Below are 18,803 nucleotides of genomic sequence, written 5' to 3'. Positions count from 1 at the left end.
TTAAGGTAATGCCCCTCCGAAGTCAACGCTCGACCGGCGAAAATTCACCCGGTCGCTCGCCAACGCGGTGGCGCGACGGCATACCCGTGCTATCAGACCGGCGATGTCTTGCCCAGCCCGCCTTGCCCTGCCCGCTTTTTGTGCCCTGGCACTGTCCGCCTGCGCCGGCACCGGCGAGGACTATCCCTCGCTCGCGATCCGCGATGTCGAGCGTGCGAAGGGCCAGTTCGAACCGATCCCGGTCGCTCCCATCGATGTCCCCGAAATACCGGTGAACTACGAGGGTAGCCTAGAAGGTCGGCTCGCCACGCTGGTCGAATCCGCCCGCGCGGCACATGCGCGCTTTACCCGCAGCGAAGGAAGCGCACGCCGCACGGTAGCGGGTACGGGCCGAGCCGCGGTCGGCAGCGACAATTGGGGCGCGGCGCAGGTCGCGCTGTCTGATCTCGAATCGATCCGCAGCGACACCGCTATCGCGCTGGCCGATCTGGACATTCTCCACATCGCCGCCTCGATCGCGGCCGAGGACCGGGTGCAGATCGATGCGGCGAGAGAAACGGTTATTGCGCTGGTCCAGCAGGAAGACGCGGCGCTGGCCGAACTGCGTGCCCGTGTGACGCCATAAGGCTTGCCGGTCCCGAACGCCCGATCAACCGGGGATAATTATTGCCAGCGGGCCAGAGCGGCATGGTCCTCGGCGCGCGGCTCGATCCAGTGCCAGCCAATACCGCGCTTTTCGCGTTTCCACAGCCACGCCGCAGATTTGAGGTGATCCATCAGGAAATCGACCGCCTCCAGCGCGCCGCGCCGGTGCCGTGCCGCCGCCGCGACCAGCACGATCCCCTCGCCGGGCGTCAGGACTCCGATCCGGTGCCAGACCAGCACGCCGTCGAGCGCGAATCGCTTCCGTGCCTGCTCGGCCAGATGCTCCATCCCCGGCAGGGTGAGCGGTTCGTAATGCGTCAGTTCGAGCGCCTTGACCGGCGAATCGCCCGCGCTGGGACGGACCTTGCCCAGAAAGCTCGCCACCCCGCCCGCCTGCGGATGCGCGGCGTTGAACGCCGCCAGCGCCTCGCCGACCGAGAGTCCGGCCTCGAGCAGGCGGACATCGGCCGCGCCGGACAGCGCGAGTCTAGCCACCGCTGACCGGGGGCAGCAGCGCGACTTCCTCGCCATCGCGGGCGAGCAGAGCGGTCTTGTCGGCGAGCACCTTGCCCGCGCAGGCCACATGGACCCGCTCCTCGCGCAATTGCTCGGCAAGCTGGGGCCCGACCGTTTCGAGGAGAGTGGCCCAGTCGAGCGGCGCCGGGGCATCGCGCTCGGCCACCCCCGCAAGATCGCGCAAGGGACCGAGAAAGACGATCCGGACCGCCATCAGCCGCCGGTCACCGACATATGCCGCGCCAGTGCCGGCGCCTCGCCGCGGCTGCGGATCGCGAAGGCATGGCGTTCGGGCTTGACCGCCAGCGCCCGGTCAAGCGCGGCGTCGAGCGCGTGCGGGCCGGGATCGGAGCGCAGCGCGGCGCGCAGGTCGACCGCCTCGCCGCCGCCAAGACAGGGGTAGAGCTGGCCCGTCGCGGTCACCCGCATCCGGTTGCACGAGCCGCAGAAATTCTCGGTCAGCGGAGTGATCAACCCCAGCCGTCCACCGGTCTCGGCAATGTCGAAATAGCGCGCCGGCCCGCCGGTGCGGTGATCCGACGGCGTCAGCGTCCAGCGCGCCTCGAGGCACTCGCGGACCGCATCGAGCGGCAGATAGCTATCGATCCGTTCCCCATCGACCTCGCCCAGCGGCATGGTCTCGATCAGCGTGATTCCATGACCCTCGCCATGCGCCCAGGCGATCAGCTTGGGCAGCTCGGCCTCGTTCACCCCCTTGATCGCCACGCTGTTGAGCTTGACCGCCAGCCCGGCATCCTTCGCCGCGGCGATCCCTTCCAGCACCTGCGCCAGCGCATCGCGCCGGGTCAGGCTCGCGAAACGCGCCGCATCCAGCGTATCGAGCGAGACGTTGACCCGCCGCACCCCGGCGCGCGCCAGATCCCTGGCATGGCGCACCAGCTGGGTACCGTTGGTGGTCAGCGTGATCTCGTCGAGCCCTTCGCCGACATGGCGGCCCAGCGCGCGGACGAGGTCGATCATGTCGGGGCGGACCAGCGGTTCTCCGCCGGTCAGCCGGATTTTGCGCACCCCTCGCGCCATGAAGGCGAGCGAGAGACGGTGCAATTCCTCGAGGCTAAGCACATCTTTCTTTGGCAGAAAGCGCATCATTTCGGGCATGCAATAGCTGCAGCGCAAATCGCAGCGATCCGTCACCGACAGGCGCAGGTAGGTGATACGACGCTGGTAGGCGTCTACGAGCGGCTTGCCATTCATGGTGCCTCTACGAATGGATCGCCCGCACCGGTCCCGTCGCTCTCGAAATATTGTCCGGTGATCCCCGGCGCGTTGGCGAGCCATGCCTCGAAACCATCGAGCGCCGCGCCTTCGCCCGCGACCAGATTGATCCGCTGCGGCGTATGCGCACGCGCCAGACCGGCGGCGATTGCGAGCCGCCATTCGCGATGGCTGTGATCGGCGGCGGCCAGCGTCACCATCACATCCTCGCCGCTCTCGAGCGCGCCTTCGACATGCGGGAGCCAGTGCTGGTGGAACAGCCCCGCCGCGGCCAGCGGCTCGGGCGGCAGATCGTCGACCGCGATCCGCTTCATCCGCGGCGCTCGCGGTGCAGCGTGATCCCGATTCGCTCGCCCGCCTCGGCGATGGCGAGCTTGACGATCTTCACCGTAACCGCCTCGACCCGCGCATCCTGCAGGAAGAGCGTTTCGCAGACATGGTCCGCAACCGCCTCGATCAGCTTGAAATGCACACCCGCGGGCAGCGCCCCGGACGCGGCGAATTTGAGGTCCATGTAGTTCTTCGAGGCATCGAGCGAGGTCTCGGGCTCGTAGCGCGCCAGCGGTTTCAGCCGCGCGGTGATCGCAAAGCGCAAGGGTTGGGGCTTGCCGGTTTCCTCCGAATAGATGCCGGTGAGGACATCGTGTTCGAAATCGGCGACTTCCAGATGCAGCGAATCGGTCATGCGCTTCCCTAGCCCGGATTGGACCAGCGCGCGAAGATCGCGGTGGGGAGCAGACGGGCGCCCTCGCCCTGCTCGCTGACCGCGAGATCGCCATGTTCGACCAGTCCGGGCAGCCCCGCGAAGGCTTCCTCAAGCAGGCCGGCAAGCGCGAGGCTGCTCATTCGCACCGCATAGACGGTGAGGAACAGGAACCTGCTCTCGGCATCGAGCAATTTGCGGCACTCGCCGACCAGCCCGGGCAGGCCCTCCTCGAGTCGCCATATCTCGTTGCCGGGGCCGCGTCCGAATTTGGGCGGATCGAGGATGATCCCGTCGTAGCGCCGCTCGCGCCGCACCTCGCGCGCGGTGAATTTCTCCGCATCATCGACCAGCCAGCGGATCGGGCGATCCTCCATGCCCGAGAGCGCGGCGTTCTCGCGCGCCTGCGCCACCGATTTCTTGCTCGCATCGACATGGGTAACCCGCCCGTAGCGGCTCAATGCCAACGACCCCACCCCGGTGTAGCCGAACAGGTTGAGTGTCTCGGCATCCGCGCGCGTCGACAATTGCGAGCCCATCCACTCCCACACCGGCGCCATGTCGGGGAAGAATCCAAGATGGCGGAACGGCGTGCACTGCGCGGTGAATTGTGCCTCGCCATAGGCCAGCGGCCAGCCCTCCTCGGGAACGGGCGAAGAAAACTGCCAGCGCCCGCCGCCATCCTCGTCCGAGCCGGGGACGAATTCGCCATGCGCATCCCATTCGCCAAGCCGCGGCGACCACATCGCCTGCGGTTCGGGGCGGATGAAGCGCCACGGGCCATAAGCCTCGAACTTGCGACCATGCCCGCTATCGAGCAGGCGGTAGGCGTCCCAGCCCTCGCCCACCATCAGCAGCGGCTCCCTGCGCAACTGCGCCATCAGCCGCGCGGGGTCGCATGCGCAAAGATGAAATCGCGCACCGCTTCGTATTCACCGGGCAGCTCGGAGAAGCGTTCCTCGCGCGCGAACAGATCGCCCACCCGCAGCGGCAGGCTCGGGCGCTGCCCGATGACCCGCTCGACCGCATCGCGGAACTTCGCCGGATGCGCGGTCGCCAGCGTCACCACCGGGACATCGCCCGGCAATTCGAGCGCGCGCGCGGCATGCAGGCCGATCGCGGTGTGCGGATCGACCACTTGCCCCGCTGCGTCCCAGGCCCAGCGCATCGCCCGCGCCATGTCGCTCTGATCGGCGCGCGCGCTGGTGAAGAGCGCCGCCGCGCCCTCGCGCTGGGCATTGGTGAGCTGCATCGCGCGGGTACCCTCGAAGCCGTGCATCTGTTCGGCCAGCGCCACACCATCGCGGCCGCCGATATCGAACAGCAGCCGCTCGAAATTGGAGCTGACCTGGATGTCCATGCTCGGCGCGGCGGTCGCGGTTACCTCGCCCGCCGAATAGTCGCCGCTGGTCAGTGCGCGGTGGAGGATGTCGTTGACATTGGTCGCCACCGCCAGCCGCGCGATCGGCAGCCCCATCCGCGCCGCGACATGCCCGGCGAAGACATCGCCGAAATTGCCGGTCGGCACGCTGAAGGCGACTTCGCGTTCTGGCCCACCCAATTGCAGCGCCGCGGCGAAATAATAGACCACCTGCGCCATCAGCCGCGCCCAGTTGATGGAATTGACTGCGCCCAACCGGTGCTTCGCGGTCATCGCCTCGTCCGCGAACAGCCGCTTCACCATCGCCTGGGCGTCGTCGAAGCTGCCCTCGATGGCGATGTTGTGGACATTGGGCGCGCGCACCGTGGTCATCTGACGGCGCTGGACGTCGCTCACCCGGCCTTTGGGGTGGAGCATGAATATCTCGACCTTGTCGCGCCCGGCGACCGCATCGATGGCCGCGCTGCCGGTGTCGCCGCTGGTAGCGCCGACGATAGTCAGCGTGCCCTGCTCGCGCGCCAGGAATTCCTCGAACAGCAGGCCGAGCAACTGGAGCGCGACATCCTTGAACGCCAGCGTCGGTCCGTGGAACAGCTCGAGCAGCCAGTGGCGCTGGTCGAGCTGGGCCAGCGGGGCGACCGCGGCATGCGCGAAGCGTCCATAAGCCTGCTCGCACAATTCGTGCAGCCGTTCGGGGGTGAGGCTGTCGCCGACGAAAGGCTGCATCACCCGCGCCGCGAGCTGGGCATAGGGCAGCCCGCGCATCGCGGCGATCTCGGCGGTCGAAAAGCGCGGCCAGCTTGCGGGCAGGTAGAGCCCGCCATCGCGTGCCAGCCCGGCCAGCGTCACACCGGCGAAATCGAGCGTCGGTGCGCCCCCTCTGGTCGAGATGTAATCCATCGCAGCAGCGCCTAGCTTGGAGCCCGGCGGCGGGCAAGCAAGCCGCGCTTTAGCGAGGCGAAGTCCCGTCACGCCCTGGAGCAGGATCTTGCCGGGTTTTCCGGTCGGTCTTCTGCCCGGTCTTTCGGCCAGTCTTTAGGCCAGTCTTCAGTCCCAGCTTCTGGCGCAGAACGAGGCCGTAGATCACCAGCGCGGTTAGCGCGAACAGGAACCACTGGCCGGCATAGGCAAGATGGTTGTTGGGAAGATCGCCGGGATCGGGCGCGGCCAGCGGTTGCAGGCCGGCGACCGGCTCGATCAATACCAGCCGGACCGAGTCGCCATAGGGTGCCACCAGACCGGTAACCGTTCCGCCATTCCAGGCCGGCGGTTCGGGAATGCGCGACCAGCCCATGGCGACATCCGCGCGCGCGCCGCCGTCGAGCGAGCAGCGCGCGATCTGCGCCCAGCCTTTCTCGCCGCGGCGCGAGGTGCCGGCAATGCTGTCGAAACCGGTGACTTCATTGCAGATCACGGTGCTGCGGCGGAACAGCGCGGCTTCGTATGGAGCCGCCACCGGCCATACAACCTCGGCGCGCTCGCCCGCAGCGGCGTAGCGCGCGATCAATGCCTCTTTCTCGTCCATCCGGCCCAACTGCCAGAACCCGAGCGCGATCATCGTCGTGACCGCTGCCAGAACGATCACGGTGGAGATGATCGGGATCCGTCTGGCCATCGGGTCCGTCATTTCCTGAGCCCGGCTTCACCGGCCTTGTTGCGATATTCGGCGATCATCAGCAGCGCCTTGGAAACGCGCAAGCCGCCCAAAACCGAGCCGATGGTGATCGGCACCCACAACAGGATATGGACCCAGAACGGCGGACGCAGCGAGGCGTCGAGCCAGATCGCCAGCCCGGTGACGAGCGCGCCGATGATGAGGGTGAGGAAGGCGGCCGGTCCGTCGCCGACGTTGAAACGCTCGTAATCGAGCTGGCAGGCGCTGCAGCACGGGGCAAACTTGACCACTCCCCCGAATAGCGTCCGCTCGCCGCAGCGCGGACAGCAACCGAAAAGGGCGGCCTCCCATAGCGATGGCGCTAAGGAAGGCCGCCCTTTCTCCGGGTCCGGCGAACCGGGCTGCATCAGTGTACCGCGGCGCCCCAACCGCCCCAGACATAGACGGTGATGAACAGGAACAACCACACCACGTCGACGAAATGCCAGTACCAGGCGGCGGCTTCGAAGCCGAAATGCTGGCGCGGGGTGAAATGCCCAAGATAGGTACGGCGCAGGCAGACGATCAGGAAGATCGTGCCCACGAGAACGTGGAAGCCGTGGAAGCCGGTCGCCATGTAGAAGGCCGAGCTGTAAGTGTTGCCGCCGAAAGCGAACGGCGCGACCGCATATTCATAGGCCTGGATCGCGGTGAACACCGCGCCGAGGATGATGGTTGCCCACAGGCCCTTCTTGAGGCCTTCGCGATCGCCATTGACCAGCGAATGGTGCGCCCAGGTCACCGTGGTGCCCGAACACAGCAGGATCAGCGTGTTGAGCAGCGGCAGCGACAGCGGGTCGATCACCGCCTCGATCGCCTCGGGCGGCCAGACGCCGCCGATGACATCGGAGAGTTCGCTCGGGAACAGCGCGAAATCGAACCAGCTCCAGAACCAGCCGACGAAGAACATCACTTCAGAAGCGATGAACAGGATCATCCCGTAGCGCATGTGGAGTTGCACCACCGGGGTGTGATCGCCGCGCTCGGCTTCCTTCACAATTTTCGAGAACCAGGTGAAGAATGTCGCAATCAGCCCGGCGATGCCAAGCCCGAGCACAAGATGCGCGGCCGCCATCTCGTGCATGAAAAGCACCATGCCGGTGGTGAAGGTCAAAGCCGAAACCGAGGCAATCAGCGGCCAGATATCGGGTTCGAGAATGTGATAGTCGTGGTTTACGGTGCCAGCCATGGGTCTTTCGGTCCTGTGGATCGGATGCCGGTGCCCTTAAAGCGCGTCGCGCCTCGGGTCCAGTGTCTTACTCGGCGCGGGTTTCCGCGCGGTGGAAAGTGTAGCTCAACGTGATCTGCTCGACATCCTTGGCGTTGTCGTCGGTCAGGATCGCCGGATCGACGTAATAGAGTACCGGCATGCGGATTTCCTCGCCCGGCTGAAGCACCTGCTCGGTAAAGCAGAAGCACTGGACCTTGTTAAAATAACGCCCGGTGCTTGCCGGCTCGACGTTGAAGGTGGCGGTGCCGGTGATCGGCACGTTGCTGTCGTTGCGGGCAGTGTAGAAGGCGAGGTCGCGCTGCCCGATCTGGACCCGGTCGGTCGGCTGTTCGGGACGGAAAGTCCACGGCATGTTGCTCGCGGTGCTGGCATCGAAGCGAATCGACACCTCGCGCCCGCCGGCGCTTTGCGCCATCTGCGCGGCCAGCGCGGCATCGGATTCGGTCGCGCGCTGGGTAGTCCCGCCAAATCCGGTGACCCGGCAGAACAGATCGTAGAGCGGGACCGCGGCGTAACCCACCCCGAGCATCGCCGCCGCGCCAAGGAAGGCCAGGAAGGCGGTTCGGGCATTGCGATTGTCGAGACTGGCCGTGGTCATGGTCAGTCGCCCATCCGCACGATCGTGATCGCGTAGAACAGCACCGCGAAAAACAGCAGCACCAGCCCCATTACGAGACTGCGGCTGCGCTGGCGGCGCTTGTATTCGGTTTCTTCTTCCGGCGTCATGCCGTTACTCCATTGACCACCAGCAGCCGATCCACAACCAGCACCGCGAACAGCGCGAACAGGTAGAGGATGCTGAAGGCGAACAGCCGCTTTTCGGGCTTCATTGCATCATCCGTGCCGGTTTGCCGGAAAGCCACGGGAAGCGAAAGCGCAAGGAAGGCAAGCGACAATGCGAGCGCCGCAAGTCCATAAACCATCCCGGTGCCGCCGATGAACCACGGCGCCGCGGCGATCGGGACCAGCAGGATCGAATAGGCCAGGATCTGGCGCCGGGTGCTGGCCTCGCCGCGAGCGACGGGCATCATCGGGATACCCACCTTGGCGTAGTCCGACTTCACGAACAGCGCGAGCGCCCAGAAATGTGGCGGGGTCCAGAAAAAGATGATCGCGAACAGCAGCACCGGCATCGCCGTGATGTCGCCGGTCACCGCGACCCAGCCGATCAGCGGCGGAAACGCGCCCGCACCACCGCCGATGACGATGTTCTGCGGGGTCCGGGGCTTGAGCCAGATGGTGTAGACCACGGCGTAATAGAAGATCGAGAAGGCGAGAATTACGGCGGCGAGCCAGCCGATCGCCAAGCCCATCACCAGCACCGAGGTCACCGAAAGCGCGATGCCGAAATCGCGCGCATCGTCGGGTCGCAAGCGACCGCCCGGTAGCGGACGTTTTGCGGTCCGTTTCATTCCGGCGTCGATATCGGCTTCCCACCACTGGTTGAGCGCCGCCGCACCGCCCGCGCCCAGCGCAATGCACAGGATGGCGGTAAAGCCGAGCACCGGGTGAATCGAGCCCGGGGCAGCCAGCAATCCGCACAGACCGGTGAAGATCACCAGGCTCATCACGCGGGGCTTGGTCAGGGCGAAGAAGTCGCGCCATTCGGCGGGCAGGACAAGAGGCGCAGTCTGGGTCATGGTATGAAGGGGCTATAGCCGTGCAATGCCGCCTGCGAAAGGGGCCAGCGCGAGTCTCTAGAGCCGAGCCAGCCAATCGAGCAGCAGGCGGTTCACTTCGCCCGGCTTTTCCTGCTGGGTCCAGTGACCGCAGCCCTCCAGCACGGTGCCTTCGACTTTGGGCGCAAACATGCGGGTGAACGCCATCGGATCCTCGATCGCGCCGAACAGGAACGAGGCCGGATCGCGGCCGCCGCCGATGAACAGCGCGGGCTGTTCGATCCGCTGCCCCGCGAATTGCTTCAGCCACGCGAAATCGCGCTCGTGATTGCGATAGCGATTGAGCGGGCCGGCGAATCCCGAGGCGCGGAACTCGCCCTCGTAGAAGTCGAGATCGGCCTCGCTCAACCAGCCGACCGGCTGCGGGTCGGGCAAGCCGTCGAGAAAGGTGGCACCCAGCGGCTTGTCCCAATAGTTCCCCGGGGCGACATCGCCCGAGATCGAATACATCATCCGCTGGACGAAATCGCGCGGGTCCGCCTCGGCCTCGGCTTCCCCGACGCCGGGCTCCTGGAAATATTCCTGGTAGAAGAAGCGTCCCTTGGCCGTGAAATGCTCACGAAACACCTCGGTGAACGGCCGGCTGGGCACCCCGCCGAAGGGCACCGACAGGCCGGCGACCGCGCGAAAATGCTCGGGGTTCGTAAGCGCCGAGTTCCACACGATCGGCGCGCCCCAATCGTGCCCCACCAGCACCGCAGGGCGCTCGGGCGAGAGCTCCTGCTGCAACCCGACGAGGTCACCGACGATCCGCTCCATCGCATAGGCATCGACCGCCTCGGGCTTGTCCGAGCCGCCATAGCCGCGCACATCGATGGCGCAGGCGGTGAAGCCGGCCGCGGCGACCGGAGCGATCTGGTGGCGCCAGCTGTACCAGCTTTCCGGAAAACCATGGACGAAGACCACCAGCGGTCCCTCGCCGGCAATTGCGCAGCGCAGCGACAGCTCCCCGACATCGATCATGCGCATTTCGGGGCTGGTCGCGGACATGGTCATTTCCTCCTCGGGCAGGTTCGATTCGTTTCGACGCCTATCACAAACACAAACGGCCGGCCCCCGGGGACCGACCGCTCGTTTATCGGGTTGTCCGCCTCTTAGACGGTCGTTTCCCTTTGATCGCCCTGACGGTGATCGTGGTAATCGTGGTGATCCTCGATCACCGGAAGCGTCTCGAACTGGTGGAACGGCGGCGGGCTGGACAGCGTCCATTCCAGCGTCGTTGCGCCCTCGCCCCAGGGGTTGGCCGGTGCCTTCTTGCCGACCGTGTAGGCGTAGATCAGATTGGCGAAGAACAACAGCATCGAGGCGGCCATGATGTGATAGCCAAGCGAGCTGATCTCGTTCCAGTACTGATAGGCCGGGGTGTAGTCGGGGTAACGACGCGGCATGCCCTGCAGACCCAGGAAATGCTGGGGGAAGAAGATCACGTTCACACCGATGAAGAAGCCCCAGAAGTGGAGATGCGCGAGCAGTTCGGAGTGCATCCGGCCGCTCATCTTCGGGAACCAGTAGTAGAAGCCGGCGAAGATCGAGAACACCGCGCCCATCGACAGCACATAGTGGAAATGCGCGACCACGAAATAGGTGTCGTGGACCACATCGTCGATGCCGCCGTTGGCAAGGTAGACGCCGGTCACACCGCCGACGGTGAACAGGAAGATGAAGCCAAGGGCCCAGACCAGTGGGCTCTTGAACTCGATCGATCCGCCCCACATCGTCGCGATCCAGCTGAAGATCTTCACGCCCGTCGGCACCGCGATGACCATGGTGGCGGCGGTGAAATACATCTTCGTGTTCACGTCGAGACCCACGGTGTACATGTGGTGCGCCCAGACCACGAAACCGACCACGCCGATCGCGACCATGGCGTAGGCCATGCCGAGATAGCCAAACACCGGCTTGCGGCTGAAGGTGGCGATGATCTGGCTGACCATGCCGAAGCCCGGCAGGATCATGATGTAGACTTCGGGGTGGCCGAAGAACCAGAACAGATGCTGGTAGAGGACGGGGTCGCCGCCGCCTGCCGGATCGAAGAAGGTGGTGCCGAAATTGCGATCGGTCAGCAGCATCGTGATGGCAGCGGCGAGCACCGGCAGTGCAAGCAGCAGCAGGAATGCGGTGACCAGCACCGACCACACGAACAGCGGCATCTTGTGCAGGGTCATGCCCGGCGCGCGCATGTTGAAGATGGTGGTGATGAAGTTGGTCGCACCCAGGATCGAGCCTGCGCCCGCAAGGTGAAGCGAGAAGATCGCGAAATCGACCGCCGGGCCCTGGCTGCCGGTGGATGAGAGCGGCGCATAGAAGGTCCAGCCGGTGCCCGCACCCGGGCCTGTACCGCCCGGAACGAACAACGAGAAGATCAGGCTGACGAAGCCCGCCACGGTCAACCAGAACGAAACATTGTTCATCCGCGGGAAGGCCATGTCCGGCGCGCCGATCATCAGCGGCACGAACCAGTTGCCGAAACCGCCGATCATCGCCGGCATGACCATGAAGAACACCATGATCAAACCATGCGCCGTGATGAAGACGTTCCACATGTGCAGCGCGGTGTCGAAATCCGCGCTGCCGCCCATGAATTCGGCCCACCAGGTAAGGTACTGGATGCCCGGCTCGGCCAGTTCCATCCGCATGATACCCGAGATCGCACCACCGACGATGCCCGCCATGATCGCGAAGATCAGGTAGAGCGTGCCGATGTCCTTGTGGTTCGTCGACATGAACCAGCGAGCGAAAAAGCTCGGCTTGTGATCGGCATGATCATGCGCGTGATCGTCGGCATGAGCCTGGAATGCGTCGGCTGTGGTGGCCATGATGGATGGTCTCTTCGTTCGCTGGAATTCGGTTTACGTGGTCGGCGACGTGTCTTCGATCGGCGGAGCGCCGGCACCGGGCGCGCCCGGCACGGCACTTTCGGGAGCCTGCAGCGGCGCCAGCGAAGCGTCGGTCGCCGCTGCCGCTTCATCCTCCGGGAAGGTGCCGCCCTGCGCTCGAACCCATGCGCGCCATTGGTCCATCGGCAGCGCTTCGATCGCGATCGGCATAAACGCGTGGCGGGCACCGCACAGTTCCGAACACTGGCCGTAATAGACGCCTGGCTCCTCGATCTCGAGCAGCCGCTCGTTCAGGCGGCCGGGAACGGCATCGAGCTTGAACCACAGTGAGGGAATTGCGAAGCTGTGAATGACATCGGCCCCGGTCACCTGCAGACGGATCGGAACGCCCGCCGGCACGACCATGCGGTTGTCTACCGCCAGCTGCGAAGGCTCGCCGCGTGCGACCGCCTCGTCCTCGTCGAGCATGTTCGAGATGATCTCGAACTCGCCATTATCGGGATAGGTGTACCCCCAGTACCACTGGTAGCCGGTCGCCTTGATGGTGATCGCGTCTTCCCCGGGAACTTCATACTGCTTGGCAAGCAGGCCGATCGACGGGATCGCGATTGCGACCAGGATCAGCACCGGAACGACGGTCCAGACAACTTCGATAAGCGTGTTGTGCGTGGTCTTCGAGGGAACCGGGTTGGCCTTGCGATTGAAGCGCACCACGACATAGAGCAACAGACCCAGCACGAAAACGCTGATGATCGCCATCATCCACACGAGACCGACGTGCAGGCCATATGCGGTCCGCCCGTTGTCCGAAAACTGGTCCTGAAGATCGATCAGGCCATCAACCGGCATACCCTTGCCCTCGACCGGTGCCATCGGCGTGTAGGCATCGGCCCCGGCTGCGACCGCGTCGGAATCGGCAACATCGGCGGCGGCCGCCGGATCGACCTGTTCCAGCGCGGCGGGCGGCGTAATCGCCGGCGCAGGCGCGACAAGGTCGCCGCTTTCAAGGGTCGATTGCGCGCTCGCGGCTTGCCAGCCGAAGGTCAGCACAAGCGCAGCAAGCAAGGCTGCGAAGATCCGGAAGGTCCCGCGATGGGCGGCAAAAGATTGAATGCTCGACATAAAGTCCCGTTTCACTGGCACGGGCGGGATAACCGCCGCTGATACCGGCCCGGGGTATGACACAAGTCACACTGGGGCCGAGTTGAGTGGCCTATAGGCAGGCTTTCCCTGCGCCTCAAGCAGAAGGGGGCAAAAAATGCGCAAGGTCGTTTGCCTCTTGCGCAATCCACGCCAAGTCGCTTTGTGCTCGCGCTGACATGACAGACGAATACATCCTCACCGATTTCCGCAACAGCGAAGCGCTGCTCGAGGGGCATTTCCTGCTCTCGTCGGGCCGCCATTCGGGGTATTATCTGCAATGCGCCCGGGTGCTGATGAACCCCGATCGCGCCGCGCAGCTTGCGCGTGGGCTGTGCCAGAAGATCCCCCGCGAGCTGCGCTCGCAGGTCGATCTGGTGGTCAGCCCGGCGATGGGCGGCCTCATCATCGGCCACGAGGTCGGGCGCTGCCTCGAAAAAGACGCCATCTTCCTGGAACGGCCCGAGGGCGAGTTCCACCTGCGCCGCGGGTTCCGGATCGAACCGGGCCAGAAGGTACTGATGGTCGAGGATGTGGTCACGACCGGCCTGTCGAGCCGCGAGGCGATCGCGGCGGTGGCGCGCGAAGGCGGCGAGGTGATCGCCGAGGTCGCGCTCGTCGACCGTTCGGATGGTGCAATCGACCTCGGAGTGCCCTTCTTCGCGTTGCTCGACATCGGCTTTCCGACCTATGCCGAGGACGAATTGCCCGACGAACTGGCGGCGATCCCGATAACCAAGCCCGGGAGCCGCAAGGCTTGAGCGACCCGACCCGCCCCGACTCGCCTCTTGCAGGTGGGCAGCGCCCCGACTTGTCGCGGCCGGTGCCGCTGCGGCTTGGCGTCAACATCGATCACGTCGCCACCATCCGCAACGCGCGCGGCGGCGATCACCCCGACCCGGTGCGCGCGGCGCAGATCGTCGCGGCGGTCGGCGGCGACGGGATCACCGCGCACTTACGCGAAGACCGGCGCCATATCCGCGATGGCGATCTCAGGCGCATCCAGGAAGCGACCGGGCTGCCGCTCAATCTGGAGATGGCAGCGACCGACGAGATGCTCGCCATCGCGCTGGCGCATCGCCCGCACGCCGCCTGCATCGTGCCCGAGAAACGCGAGGAGCGCACCACCGAGGGCGGGCTCGACGCCGCCGGGCAGGACAACCGTCTCGCCCCGATCGTCGCGCGGCTGCTCGACCATGGGATCCGCGTCAGCCTGTTCATCGAGGCCGATGAACGCCAGCTCGAAGCGGCGCTGCGGCTCAACGCGCAGGTGGTGGAATTCCACACCGGCGAATACGCGAACGCCACCGGCGAAGATCGCGCCCGCGAATTGCGCCGCATCGCCGACATGGCCGCGCTGGCCGCCAAGAACGGGATCGAGCCGCACGCGGGCCATGGCCTCACCTACGACAACGTCCAACCGATCGCCGCCATCCCGCAGATCGCCGAGCTCAACATCGGCCATTACCTCGTCGGCGAGGCAGTGTTTGTCGGGCTCGAACAGGCGGTCCGCCAGATGCGCGAGCTGATGGACGACGCAAGATGAGGCGGGTGCGGTGATCATCGGCCTCGGCTCGGACCTGTGCAATATCGAGCGAATCCAGTCCTCTCTCGACCGTTTCGGTGAACGGTTCGAGAACCGCGTCTTCACCGAGACCGAGCGCGCCAAGGCGCGGCGGCGCCCGTTCACGATCGCGGGCACCTATGCCAAGCGATTCGCCGCCAAGGAGGCCTTCTCCAAGGCGGTCGGCACGGGGTTCCGGCGCGGGGTGTTCATGAAGGACATCGGGGTGATCAACGCCCCCTCGGGCGCGCCGACGCTGGCGCTGGCCGGCGGGGCGGCCAAGCGGCTTGCGGAAATGGTCCCCCCCGGCCATGAGGCGCATATTCATCTGACCCTCACCGACGATCATCCATGGGCACAGGCTCTGGTTGTGATCGAGGCCCTGCCCAAATGAGTTCCGAGACCATCGCCCCCACCAAGCCTTCCGACGAGGATACGTCCGCCCAGAAGCTCGCCCGCAAGCCGGACAAGCCCGTTGTGAAGCAGGACGAGAAGGTCAACTGGTTCGCCGAACTGCGCGGGCTGGCGCTGATGCTGCTCGCGGTGTTCGCCTTTCACAGCTTCGTCGCCAAGCCCTTCTACATTCCCAGCACCTCGATGCTGCCCAATCTGTTCGTGGGCGACCGGCTGGTGGTGAGCAAATATCCCTATGGCTGGAACTGGTCCTCGATCAGCTTTCACCTCGCCCCGCGCGGCGACTGGCGCGTGCTCGCCGATACGCCCGAATATGGCGATGTGGTCATCCCCGTCCATCCCACCCGCGACGAGGATTACATCAAGCGCGTGGTCGCGCTCCCCGGCGATCGCATTGCTGTGCGCGACGGACGGATCATCCTCAACGGCGTAGCGGTGCCGCAGGACGTCGAACCCGCGTTGCGTATACCCGTCGATTACGACCAGCATCTGTGCAATGGCGATCCCTGCATGGCCGATTTTTCGCCCTATCTGATGCGCGAAGCCGACGGGGGTTCGACCTACGAAATCCCGGTGCGGCGCGAGACCCTGCCCAATGGCGCGACCTATCTGATCATCGACCACCAGGACCAGTATCTCGACAATTACGCCGAGATCACCGTGCCCGAGGGCCATGTCTTCGTGATGGGCGACAACCGCGACCATTCGGCGGACAGCCGCGCAGAAATCTTCGCGCAGGGCCTTGGCGGGCCGGTGCCGCTGGAAAACATCGGCGGGCGGGCCGAATTCATCACCTTCTCGCTCGACGGGACCACCAGTCTCAACCCGGTCAGCTGGTTCACCTCGATGCGCGGCGATCGCGCCTGGTCCACGCTGCGCCCGCCGCTCGCCGAGCGGGCCGAGTAGCGCCATGACCACGGCTTCCCAGACTCCGGGCGGACAGGGCGAGGAGGACGGTCGTTTCGCCTCACCCGCCCAACTGGCGCGCGAGGATCTGGGAAACAGCCCGTCGCGCGTGTCCGATCCGCGACTGCAATTCGAGGTCCGGCGGGCCGTCATTTGGACGCTGGTCGTCGGCGGGTTCATTCTCGCGATCTATATTTCCCGTTCGCTTCTGGTGGTTTTCGGCGCGCTCGTTTTTGCCGCTATGATCGATGGGGGCGCGCGGCTGCTCGGGCGGATCCTGCCGATCCAGCGCTACCTGCGGGTCGCGATCGTACTGCTCCTGAGCGTCGCCTTCTTGGTCTGGCTCGGTTATTTCACCGGATCGACGATTTCGCGCGAGGCAGCGCTGTTTCCCGAGATCGTCGAACGCCAGGTGAACGAGGTCATCGACTGGGCGAGGGCCCAGGGGTTCCAGGTCAGCCAGAGCCAGCTACAGAACTACGCCGGCGGTATCACCAGCGGGATCGGCACGCTCACCCGTGCACTGGGAGGACTCCTGGGCGGGCTGACCACGGTAGTGCTGATCGTCATCATCGGGGTCTATGTCGCGCTCGAGCCGCAGCTTTACGAGCGCGGCGTCGCCTGGACCCTGCCGCGCGCGCGCCGCGCATCGTTCTACGTCACCGCGAGCCGCATGGCACAGACGCTTCGTCGGCTGATGGCCGGTCGGCTGCTTGGCATGGTCGTCGAAGGCGTGTTCACCTACGTCATGCTGGCATTCGTCGCCCCGCTGATCGGGATTGGCGCGGTGCCGATGGCGGTGCTGCTGGCCATTTTGACGGGACTGCTTGCCTTCGTTCCCAATCTCGGCGCGATCATCTCCGGCGTGCTGATGGTCCTGGTCGGCTTCTCCGGCGGGGTCGAGATGGGCCTCTACACGGTCTTCGTCTATCTCTTCGTCCAGAATTTCGATGGCTATGTCGTGGTACCGATGATCGCGCGCAAGACGGTCGATCTGGCTCCTGCGCTGGTGCTGGCGGCCCAGCTGGTGATGGGGATCCTGTTCGGGATCATCGGGCTGTTCCTGGCCGATCCTCTGCTGGCGATGATCAAGGTTGCGCTGGAACGGCGGGCCGAGACCGCCGATGCGGAAGACGACGCTCGAGAGGCGGAAACGAATGGCGCGTAAGTTTCTTTATTTTATCGCATTTATCATTGTTGTGGTGATCCTCGGCGGGATTGCCCTGTCGATCTGGTCGCGCGAGGCGACCGAGATCGCCTTCGTCCCGCGCGGCGATTTCGTCGAGCAGGAGGCGCTCGCCGAGAACGCCTATGAGGACCCGGGCATGTGGTACTCGCGGCCCGGGATCGGGACCGACGATCCGGCGCGCTATCAACCCGCTATCGCCGAAACGCCGGAGGATCCCGCGACGCGCGAGCCATCCCCCGAAGCACCCGCTGCCGAACGCACTCTGGGCGAGACCGCGCCTTCCTTCACCCCGGAAAGCAGCCGCCGCGCCGAGCCGGTCACCGCCTCCGAAACGCCCGATTTCGCGGTCTTCTTCGTTCCCCCCACCAGCTACATCCAGGCCGGCGGCGACTGGAATGCCAGCCTCACCGATGCCTCGACCAATCAGCGCGCGCGGATCTTCCTGCGAGGGCTCGCCAGCCCTTTCAACAACGCCGACGAAATCTGGGCCCCCAAATACCGCCAGGCTGCGGTGGGTGCCTTCCTGACCGACCGGCCCGAAGCGCAACTGGCGATCGACGCCGCCTACCGCGATGTCCGCGAAGCCTTTGCCTATTTCCTCGAAAGCGTCGATCCGGCCAAGCCGATCGTCCTGGCCGGTCACAGCCAGGGTGCGCTGCATATCCTGCGGCTGCTAATGGAAGAAGTCGCCGGGTCCGGGCTCGAAGCCCGCGTGGTCGCGGTCTACGCTCCGGGCTGGCCGATCTCGGTCGAGCACGATCTGCCGGCGCTCCCCTTCCCGGCCTGCGCCGCGCCGGGGCAGGTTGGCTGCGTGCTGGGCTGGTCGAGCTTTGCCGACGACAATGATCCCGGCTTCCTGATGCGTCGCTACGGCGCAACCCCTGCCTTCAACGGCCAGCCGCGCGGCGACGGACCGATCCTGTGCGTCAATCCGCTGACCGGCGGCACCAATGGCGAAGCGCCCGCCAGCAGCAATCTGGGCACGCTGGTACCCGACGAGGGTCTGAGCCGCGGCGAACTGGTCCCCGGAGCGGTGCCGGCGCGCTGCGATGCGTCGGGCCTGCTGTTGATCGGCGATCCTCCCGATCTGGGCGAAGGCGTTCTCCCGGGCAACAATTTCCACGTCTACGACATCCCGCTGTTCTGGGCGAATGTGCAACAGGACGTGCTGGAACGGGTGCGGGCGTGGACACCGGCGGGCTCGTAACCGACAGCGCCGCCGCGTTCGACGAGCAATTGCCCGATGGCGGGGTGCTGCTCGGGGTGGATCTGGGCACCCGGACGATCGGGCTGGCGACCTGCGATGCGGGCTGGCGGTTCGCCACCGCCGGGAAAACCCTGCCGCGGGGCAAATTCACCGCGGATTGCGGTAAGCTGCGCGAGCTCGTCCAGCAGCGCTCGATCAAGGGGCTGGTGATCGGTCTGCCGCGCAATATGGATGGCGGCGAAGGGCCGCGCGCACAGGCCAGCCGCGCCTATGCCCGCAATCTGGCCGCGGCGCTGTCGCTCCCGGTGTTGCTGTGGGACGAGCGCTGGTCCACCGCCAGCGCCGAGGCCGCGATGATCGGGCAGGACATGAGCCGCGCCAAGCGCGCCGAACGCATCGACAGCCATGCCGCCGCGATCATCCTTCAGGGCGCGATCGACACGCTGACCAATTAGGGTTTTGCCATTGTAATCGGTCGCCACGCGCGGCAGGGCGAGCGGC

Annotated in this window: 24 protein-coding genes; 8 read left to right on the top strand and 16 right to left on the bottom strand. The window is 65.6% G+C overall.

Features of this window, described 5'->3' with window-relative positions; all coding sequences use genetic code 11:
• The first annotated feature begins 103 nt into the window (after positions 1–103).
• Positions 104–625, top strand: coding sequence for a hypothetical protein (locus A9995_RS11150; RefSeq protein WP_067612996.1), 522 nt, complete (start codon positions 104–106; stop codon positions 623–625).
• A gap of 38 nt (positions 626–663) precedes the next feature.
• Here the strand turns inward: A9995_RS11150 and A9995_RS11145 are convergent, their stop codons facing one another.
• From A9995_RS11145 to coxB, 16 genes are all read right to left on the bottom strand, one after another.
• Entirely contained in the window at positions 664–1,140 is a 477-nt protein-coding gene (locus A9995_RS11145; protein ID WP_067612994.1) for a molybdenum cofactor biosynthesis protein MoaE, read from the bottom strand.
• Positions 1,133–1,375: a MoaD/ThiS family protein gene (locus A9995_RS11140; protein WP_067612992.1), complete on the bottom strand. Its 243-nt coding sequence runs from the start codon at positions 1,373–1,375 to the stop codon at positions 1,133–1,135. The genes A9995_RS11145 and A9995_RS11140 overlap by 8 nt, the downstream gene beginning before the upstream one ends.
• A complete protein-coding gene (moaA, locus tag A9995_RS11135) occupies positions 1,375–2,376 on the bottom strand; it encodes a GTP 3',8-cyclase MoaA (RefSeq protein ID WP_067612990.1) in 1,002 nt (333 codons plus the stop codon). The genes A9995_RS11140 and moaA overlap by 1 nt, the downstream gene beginning before the upstream one ends.
• Positions 2,373–2,711, bottom strand: a complete 339-nt coding sequence (locus A9995_RS11130; RefSeq protein WP_067612988.1) for a Rossmann fold domain-containing protein — start codon at positions 2,709–2,711, stop codon at positions 2,373–2,375. The genes moaA and A9995_RS11130 overlap by 4 nt, the downstream gene beginning before the upstream one ends.
• A complete protein-coding gene (locus A9995_RS11125; RefSeq protein WP_067612986.1) occupies positions 2,708–3,082 on the bottom strand; it encodes a dihydroneopterin aldolase in 375 nt (124 codons plus the stop codon). The genes A9995_RS11130 and A9995_RS11125 overlap by 4 nt, the downstream gene beginning before the upstream one ends.
• Positions 3,083–3,090: 8 nt before the next feature.
• Entirely contained in the window at positions 3,091–3,981 is an 891-nt protein-coding gene (locus A9995_RS11120) for a class I SAM-dependent methyltransferase (RefSeq protein WP_067612984.1), read from the bottom strand.
• A complete protein-coding gene (thrC, locus tag A9995_RS11115) occupies positions 3,981–5,381 on the bottom strand; it encodes a threonine synthase (protein WP_067612982.1) in 1,401 nt (466 codons plus the stop codon). The genes A9995_RS11120 and thrC overlap by 1 nt, the downstream gene beginning before the upstream one ends.
• 49 nt (positions 5,382–5,430) lie before the next feature.
• A complete protein-coding gene (locus tag A9995_RS11110; protein ID WP_082992686.1) occupies positions 5,431–6,096 on the bottom strand; it encodes an SURF1 family protein in 666 nt (221 codons plus the stop codon).
• A gap of 8 nt (positions 6,097–6,104) precedes the next feature.
• Positions 6,105–6,386: a DUF983 domain-containing protein gene (locus tag A9995_RS11105; RefSeq protein WP_369815841.1), complete on the bottom strand. Its 282-nt coding sequence runs from the start codon at positions 6,384–6,386 to the stop codon at positions 6,105–6,107.
• Positions 6,387–6,502: 116 nt separating this feature from the next.
• A complete protein-coding gene (locus A9995_RS11100) occupies positions 6,503–7,324 on the bottom strand; it encodes a cytochrome c oxidase subunit 3 (protein WP_067612976.1) in 822 nt (273 codons plus the stop codon).
• Positions 7,325–7,391: 67 nt separating this feature from the next.
• On the bottom strand, positions 7,392–7,964 hold the full coding sequence (locus tag A9995_RS11095) for a cytochrome c oxidase assembly protein (protein WP_067612975.1): 573 nt from the start codon (positions 7,962–7,964) through the stop codon (positions 7,392–7,394).
• 2 nt (positions 7,965–7,966) lie between these two features.
• Positions 7,967–8,092: a hypothetical protein gene (locus A9995_RS17540; RefSeq protein ID WP_255360155.1), complete on the bottom strand. Its 126-nt coding sequence runs from the start codon at positions 8,090–8,092 to the stop codon at positions 7,967–7,969.
• Positions 8,089–9,006: a heme o synthase gene (locus tag A9995_RS11090; protein ID WP_067612973.1), complete on the bottom strand. Its 918-nt coding sequence runs from the start codon at positions 9,004–9,006 to the stop codon at positions 8,089–8,091. Before A9995_RS11090 ends, A9995_RS17540 begins: the two co-directional genes overlap by 4 nt.
• Positions 9,007–9,063: 57 nt before the next feature.
• Positions 9,064–10,035 (bottom strand): alpha/beta fold hydrolase, encoded by a 972-nt coding sequence (locus A9995_RS11085; protein ID WP_233998186.1) that lies wholly within the window; start codon positions 10,033–10,035, stop codon positions 9,064–9,066.
• A 104-nt stretch (positions 10,036–10,139) separates the two neighbouring features.
• Positions 10,140–11,861 (bottom strand): cytochrome c oxidase subunit I, encoded by a 1,722-nt coding sequence (gene ctaD / locus A9995_RS11080; RefSeq protein WP_067612971.1) that lies wholly within the window; start codon positions 11,859–11,861, stop codon positions 10,140–10,142.
• A gap of 33 nt (positions 11,862–11,894) precedes the next feature.
• On the bottom strand, positions 11,895–13,004 hold the full coding sequence (coxB, locus tag A9995_RS11075) for a cytochrome c oxidase subunit II (protein WP_082992660.1): 1,110 nt from the start codon (positions 13,002–13,004) through the stop codon (positions 11,895–11,897).
• 197 nt (positions 13,005–13,201) lie between these two features.
• Here coxB and pyrE point away from each other — a divergent pair, with 197 nt between their 5' ends.
• Genes pyrE through ruvX form a run of 7 tightly spaced genes read left to right on the top strand, consistent with a single transcriptional unit; the run spans position 13,202 to position 18,757 of the window.
• Positions 13,202–13,783 carry an orotate phosphoribosyltransferase gene (pyrE, locus tag A9995_RS11070; protein WP_067612969.1) on the top strand — a complete coding sequence of 194 codons (582 nt, stop codon included), beginning with the start codon at positions 13,202–13,204 and terminating at the stop codon, positions 13,781–13,783.
• A gap of 50 nt (positions 13,784–13,833) precedes the next feature.
• Positions 13,834–14,568 (top strand): pyridoxine 5'-phosphate synthase, encoded by a 735-nt coding sequence (locus tag A9995_RS11065; protein ID WP_067612967.1) that lies wholly within the window; start codon positions 13,834–13,836, stop codon positions 14,566–14,568.
• Between the two features lie 10 nt (positions 14,569–14,578).
• Positions 14,579–14,980 (top strand): holo-ACP synthase, encoded by a 402-nt coding sequence (gene acpS, locus A9995_RS11060; protein WP_067612965.1) that lies wholly within the window; start codon positions 14,579–14,581, stop codon positions 14,978–14,980.
• Positions 14,977–15,906, top strand: coding sequence for a signal peptidase I (gene lepB, locus A9995_RS11055; RefSeq protein ID WP_082992659.1), 930 nt, complete (start codon positions 14,977–14,979; stop codon positions 15,904–15,906). The genes acpS and lepB overlap by 4 nt, the downstream gene beginning before the upstream one ends.
• Positions 15,907–15,910: 4 nt before the next feature.
• Complete coding sequence (locus A9995_RS11050) at positions 15,911–17,074, top strand: AI-2E family transporter (protein ID WP_067612963.1); 1,164 nt, start codon at positions 15,911–15,913, stop codon at positions 17,072–17,074.
• Complete coding sequence (locus tag A9995_RS11045) at positions 17,064–18,302, top strand: DUF3089 domain-containing protein (RefSeq protein ID WP_067612961.1); 1,239 nt, start codon at positions 17,064–17,066, stop codon at positions 18,300–18,302. The genes A9995_RS11050 and A9995_RS11045 overlap by 11 nt, the downstream gene beginning before the upstream one ends.
• Positions 18,281–18,757, top strand: coding sequence for a Holliday junction resolvase RuvX (ruvX, locus tag A9995_RS11040; protein WP_067612959.1), 477 nt, complete (start codon positions 18,281–18,283; stop codon positions 18,755–18,757). Before A9995_RS11045 ends, ruvX begins: the two co-directional genes overlap by 22 nt.
• Positions 18,758–18,803: the final 46 nt, after the last annotated feature.

The sequence above is a fragment of the Erythrobacter sp. QSSC1-22B genome (assembly GCF_001678665.1).
Classification (GTDB): Bacteria; Pseudomonadota; Alphaproteobacteria; order Sphingomonadales; family Sphingomonadaceae; genus Qipengyuania.
The sequence above is the reverse complement of the archived record's forward strand: the minus strand, read 5'-3'. Positions and strand labels throughout refer to the sequence as shown.

What these genes read in the sequence shown, in the direction of transcription:
- ctaD (WP_067612971.1), bottom strand. Translation starts at nt 11,861, where the DNA reads ATGGCCACCACAGCCGACGCATTCCAGGCTCATGCCGACGATCACGCG.
- A9995_RS11130 (WP_067612988.1), bottom strand. Translation starts at nt 2,711, where the DNA reads ATGAAGCGGATCGCGGTCGACGATCTGCCGCCCGAGCCGCTGGCCGCG.
- A9995_RS11085 (WP_233998186.1), bottom strand. Translation starts at nt 10,035, where the DNA reads ATGTCCGCGACCAGCCCCGAAATGCGCATGATCGATGTCGGGGAGCTG.
- A9995_RS11095 (WP_067612975.1), bottom strand. Translation starts at nt 7,964, where the DNA reads ATGACCACGGCCAGTCTCGACAATCGCAATGCCCGAACCGCCTTCCTG.
- A9995_RS11100 (WP_067612976.1), bottom strand. Translation starts at nt 7,324, where the DNA reads ATGGCTGGCACCGTAAACCACGACTATCACATTCTCGAACCCGATATC.
- A9995_RS11120 (WP_067612984.1), bottom strand. Translation starts at nt 3,981, where the DNA reads ATGGCGCAGTTGCGCAGGGAGCCGCTGCTGATGGTGGGCGAGGGCTGG.
- A9995_RS11150 (WP_067612996.1), top strand. Translation starts at nt 104, where the DNA reads ATGTCTTGCCCAGCCCGCCTTGCCCTGCCCGCTTTTTGTGCCCTGGCA.
- lepB (WP_082992659.1), top strand. Translation starts at nt 14,977, where the DNA reads ATGAGTTCCGAGACCATCGCCCCCACCAAGCCTTCCGACGAGGATACG.
- thrC (WP_067612982.1), bottom strand. Translation starts at nt 5,381, where the DNA reads ATGGATTACATCTCGACCAGAGGGGGCGCACCGACGCTCGATTTCGCC.
- A9995_RS11125 (WP_067612986.1), bottom strand. Translation starts at nt 3,082, where the DNA reads ATGACCGATTCGCTGCATCTGGAAGTCGCCGATTTCGAACACGATGTC.
- A9995_RS11140 (WP_067612992.1), bottom strand. Translation starts at nt 1,375, where the DNA reads ATGGCGGTCCGGATCGTCTTTCTCGGTCCCTTGCGCGATCTTGCGGGG.
- A9995_RS11045 (WP_067612961.1), top strand. Translation starts at nt 17,064, where the DNA reads ATGGCGCGTAAGTTTCTTTATTTTATCGCATTTATCATTGTTGTGGTG.
- moaA (WP_067612990.1), bottom strand. Translation starts at nt 2,376, where the DNA reads ATGAATGGCAAGCCGCTCGTAGACGCCTACCAGCGTCGTATCACCTAC.
- A9995_RS11090 (WP_067612973.1), bottom strand. Translation starts at nt 9,006, where the DNA reads ATGACCCAGACTGCGCCTCTTGTCCTGCCCGCCGAATGGCGCGACTTC.
- A9995_RS11050 (WP_067612963.1), top strand. Translation starts at nt 15,911, where the DNA reads ATGACCACGGCTTCCCAGACTCCGGGCGGACAGGGCGAGGAGGACGGT.
- pyrE (WP_067612969.1), top strand. Translation starts at nt 13,202, where the DNA reads ATGACAGACGAATACATCCTCACCGATTTCCGCAACAGCGAAGCGCTG.
- coxB (WP_082992660.1), bottom strand. Translation starts at nt 13,004, where the DNA reads ATGTCGAGCATTCAATCTTTTGCCGCCCATCGCGGGACCTTCCGGATC.
- A9995_RS17540 (WP_255360155.1), bottom strand. Translation starts at nt 8,092, where the DNA reads ATGACGCCGGAAGAAGAAACCGAATACAAGCGCCGCCAGCGCAGCCGC.
- A9995_RS11110 (WP_082992686.1), bottom strand. Translation starts at nt 6,096, where the DNA reads ATGGCCAGACGGATCCCGATCATCTCCACCGTGATCGTTCTGGCAGCG.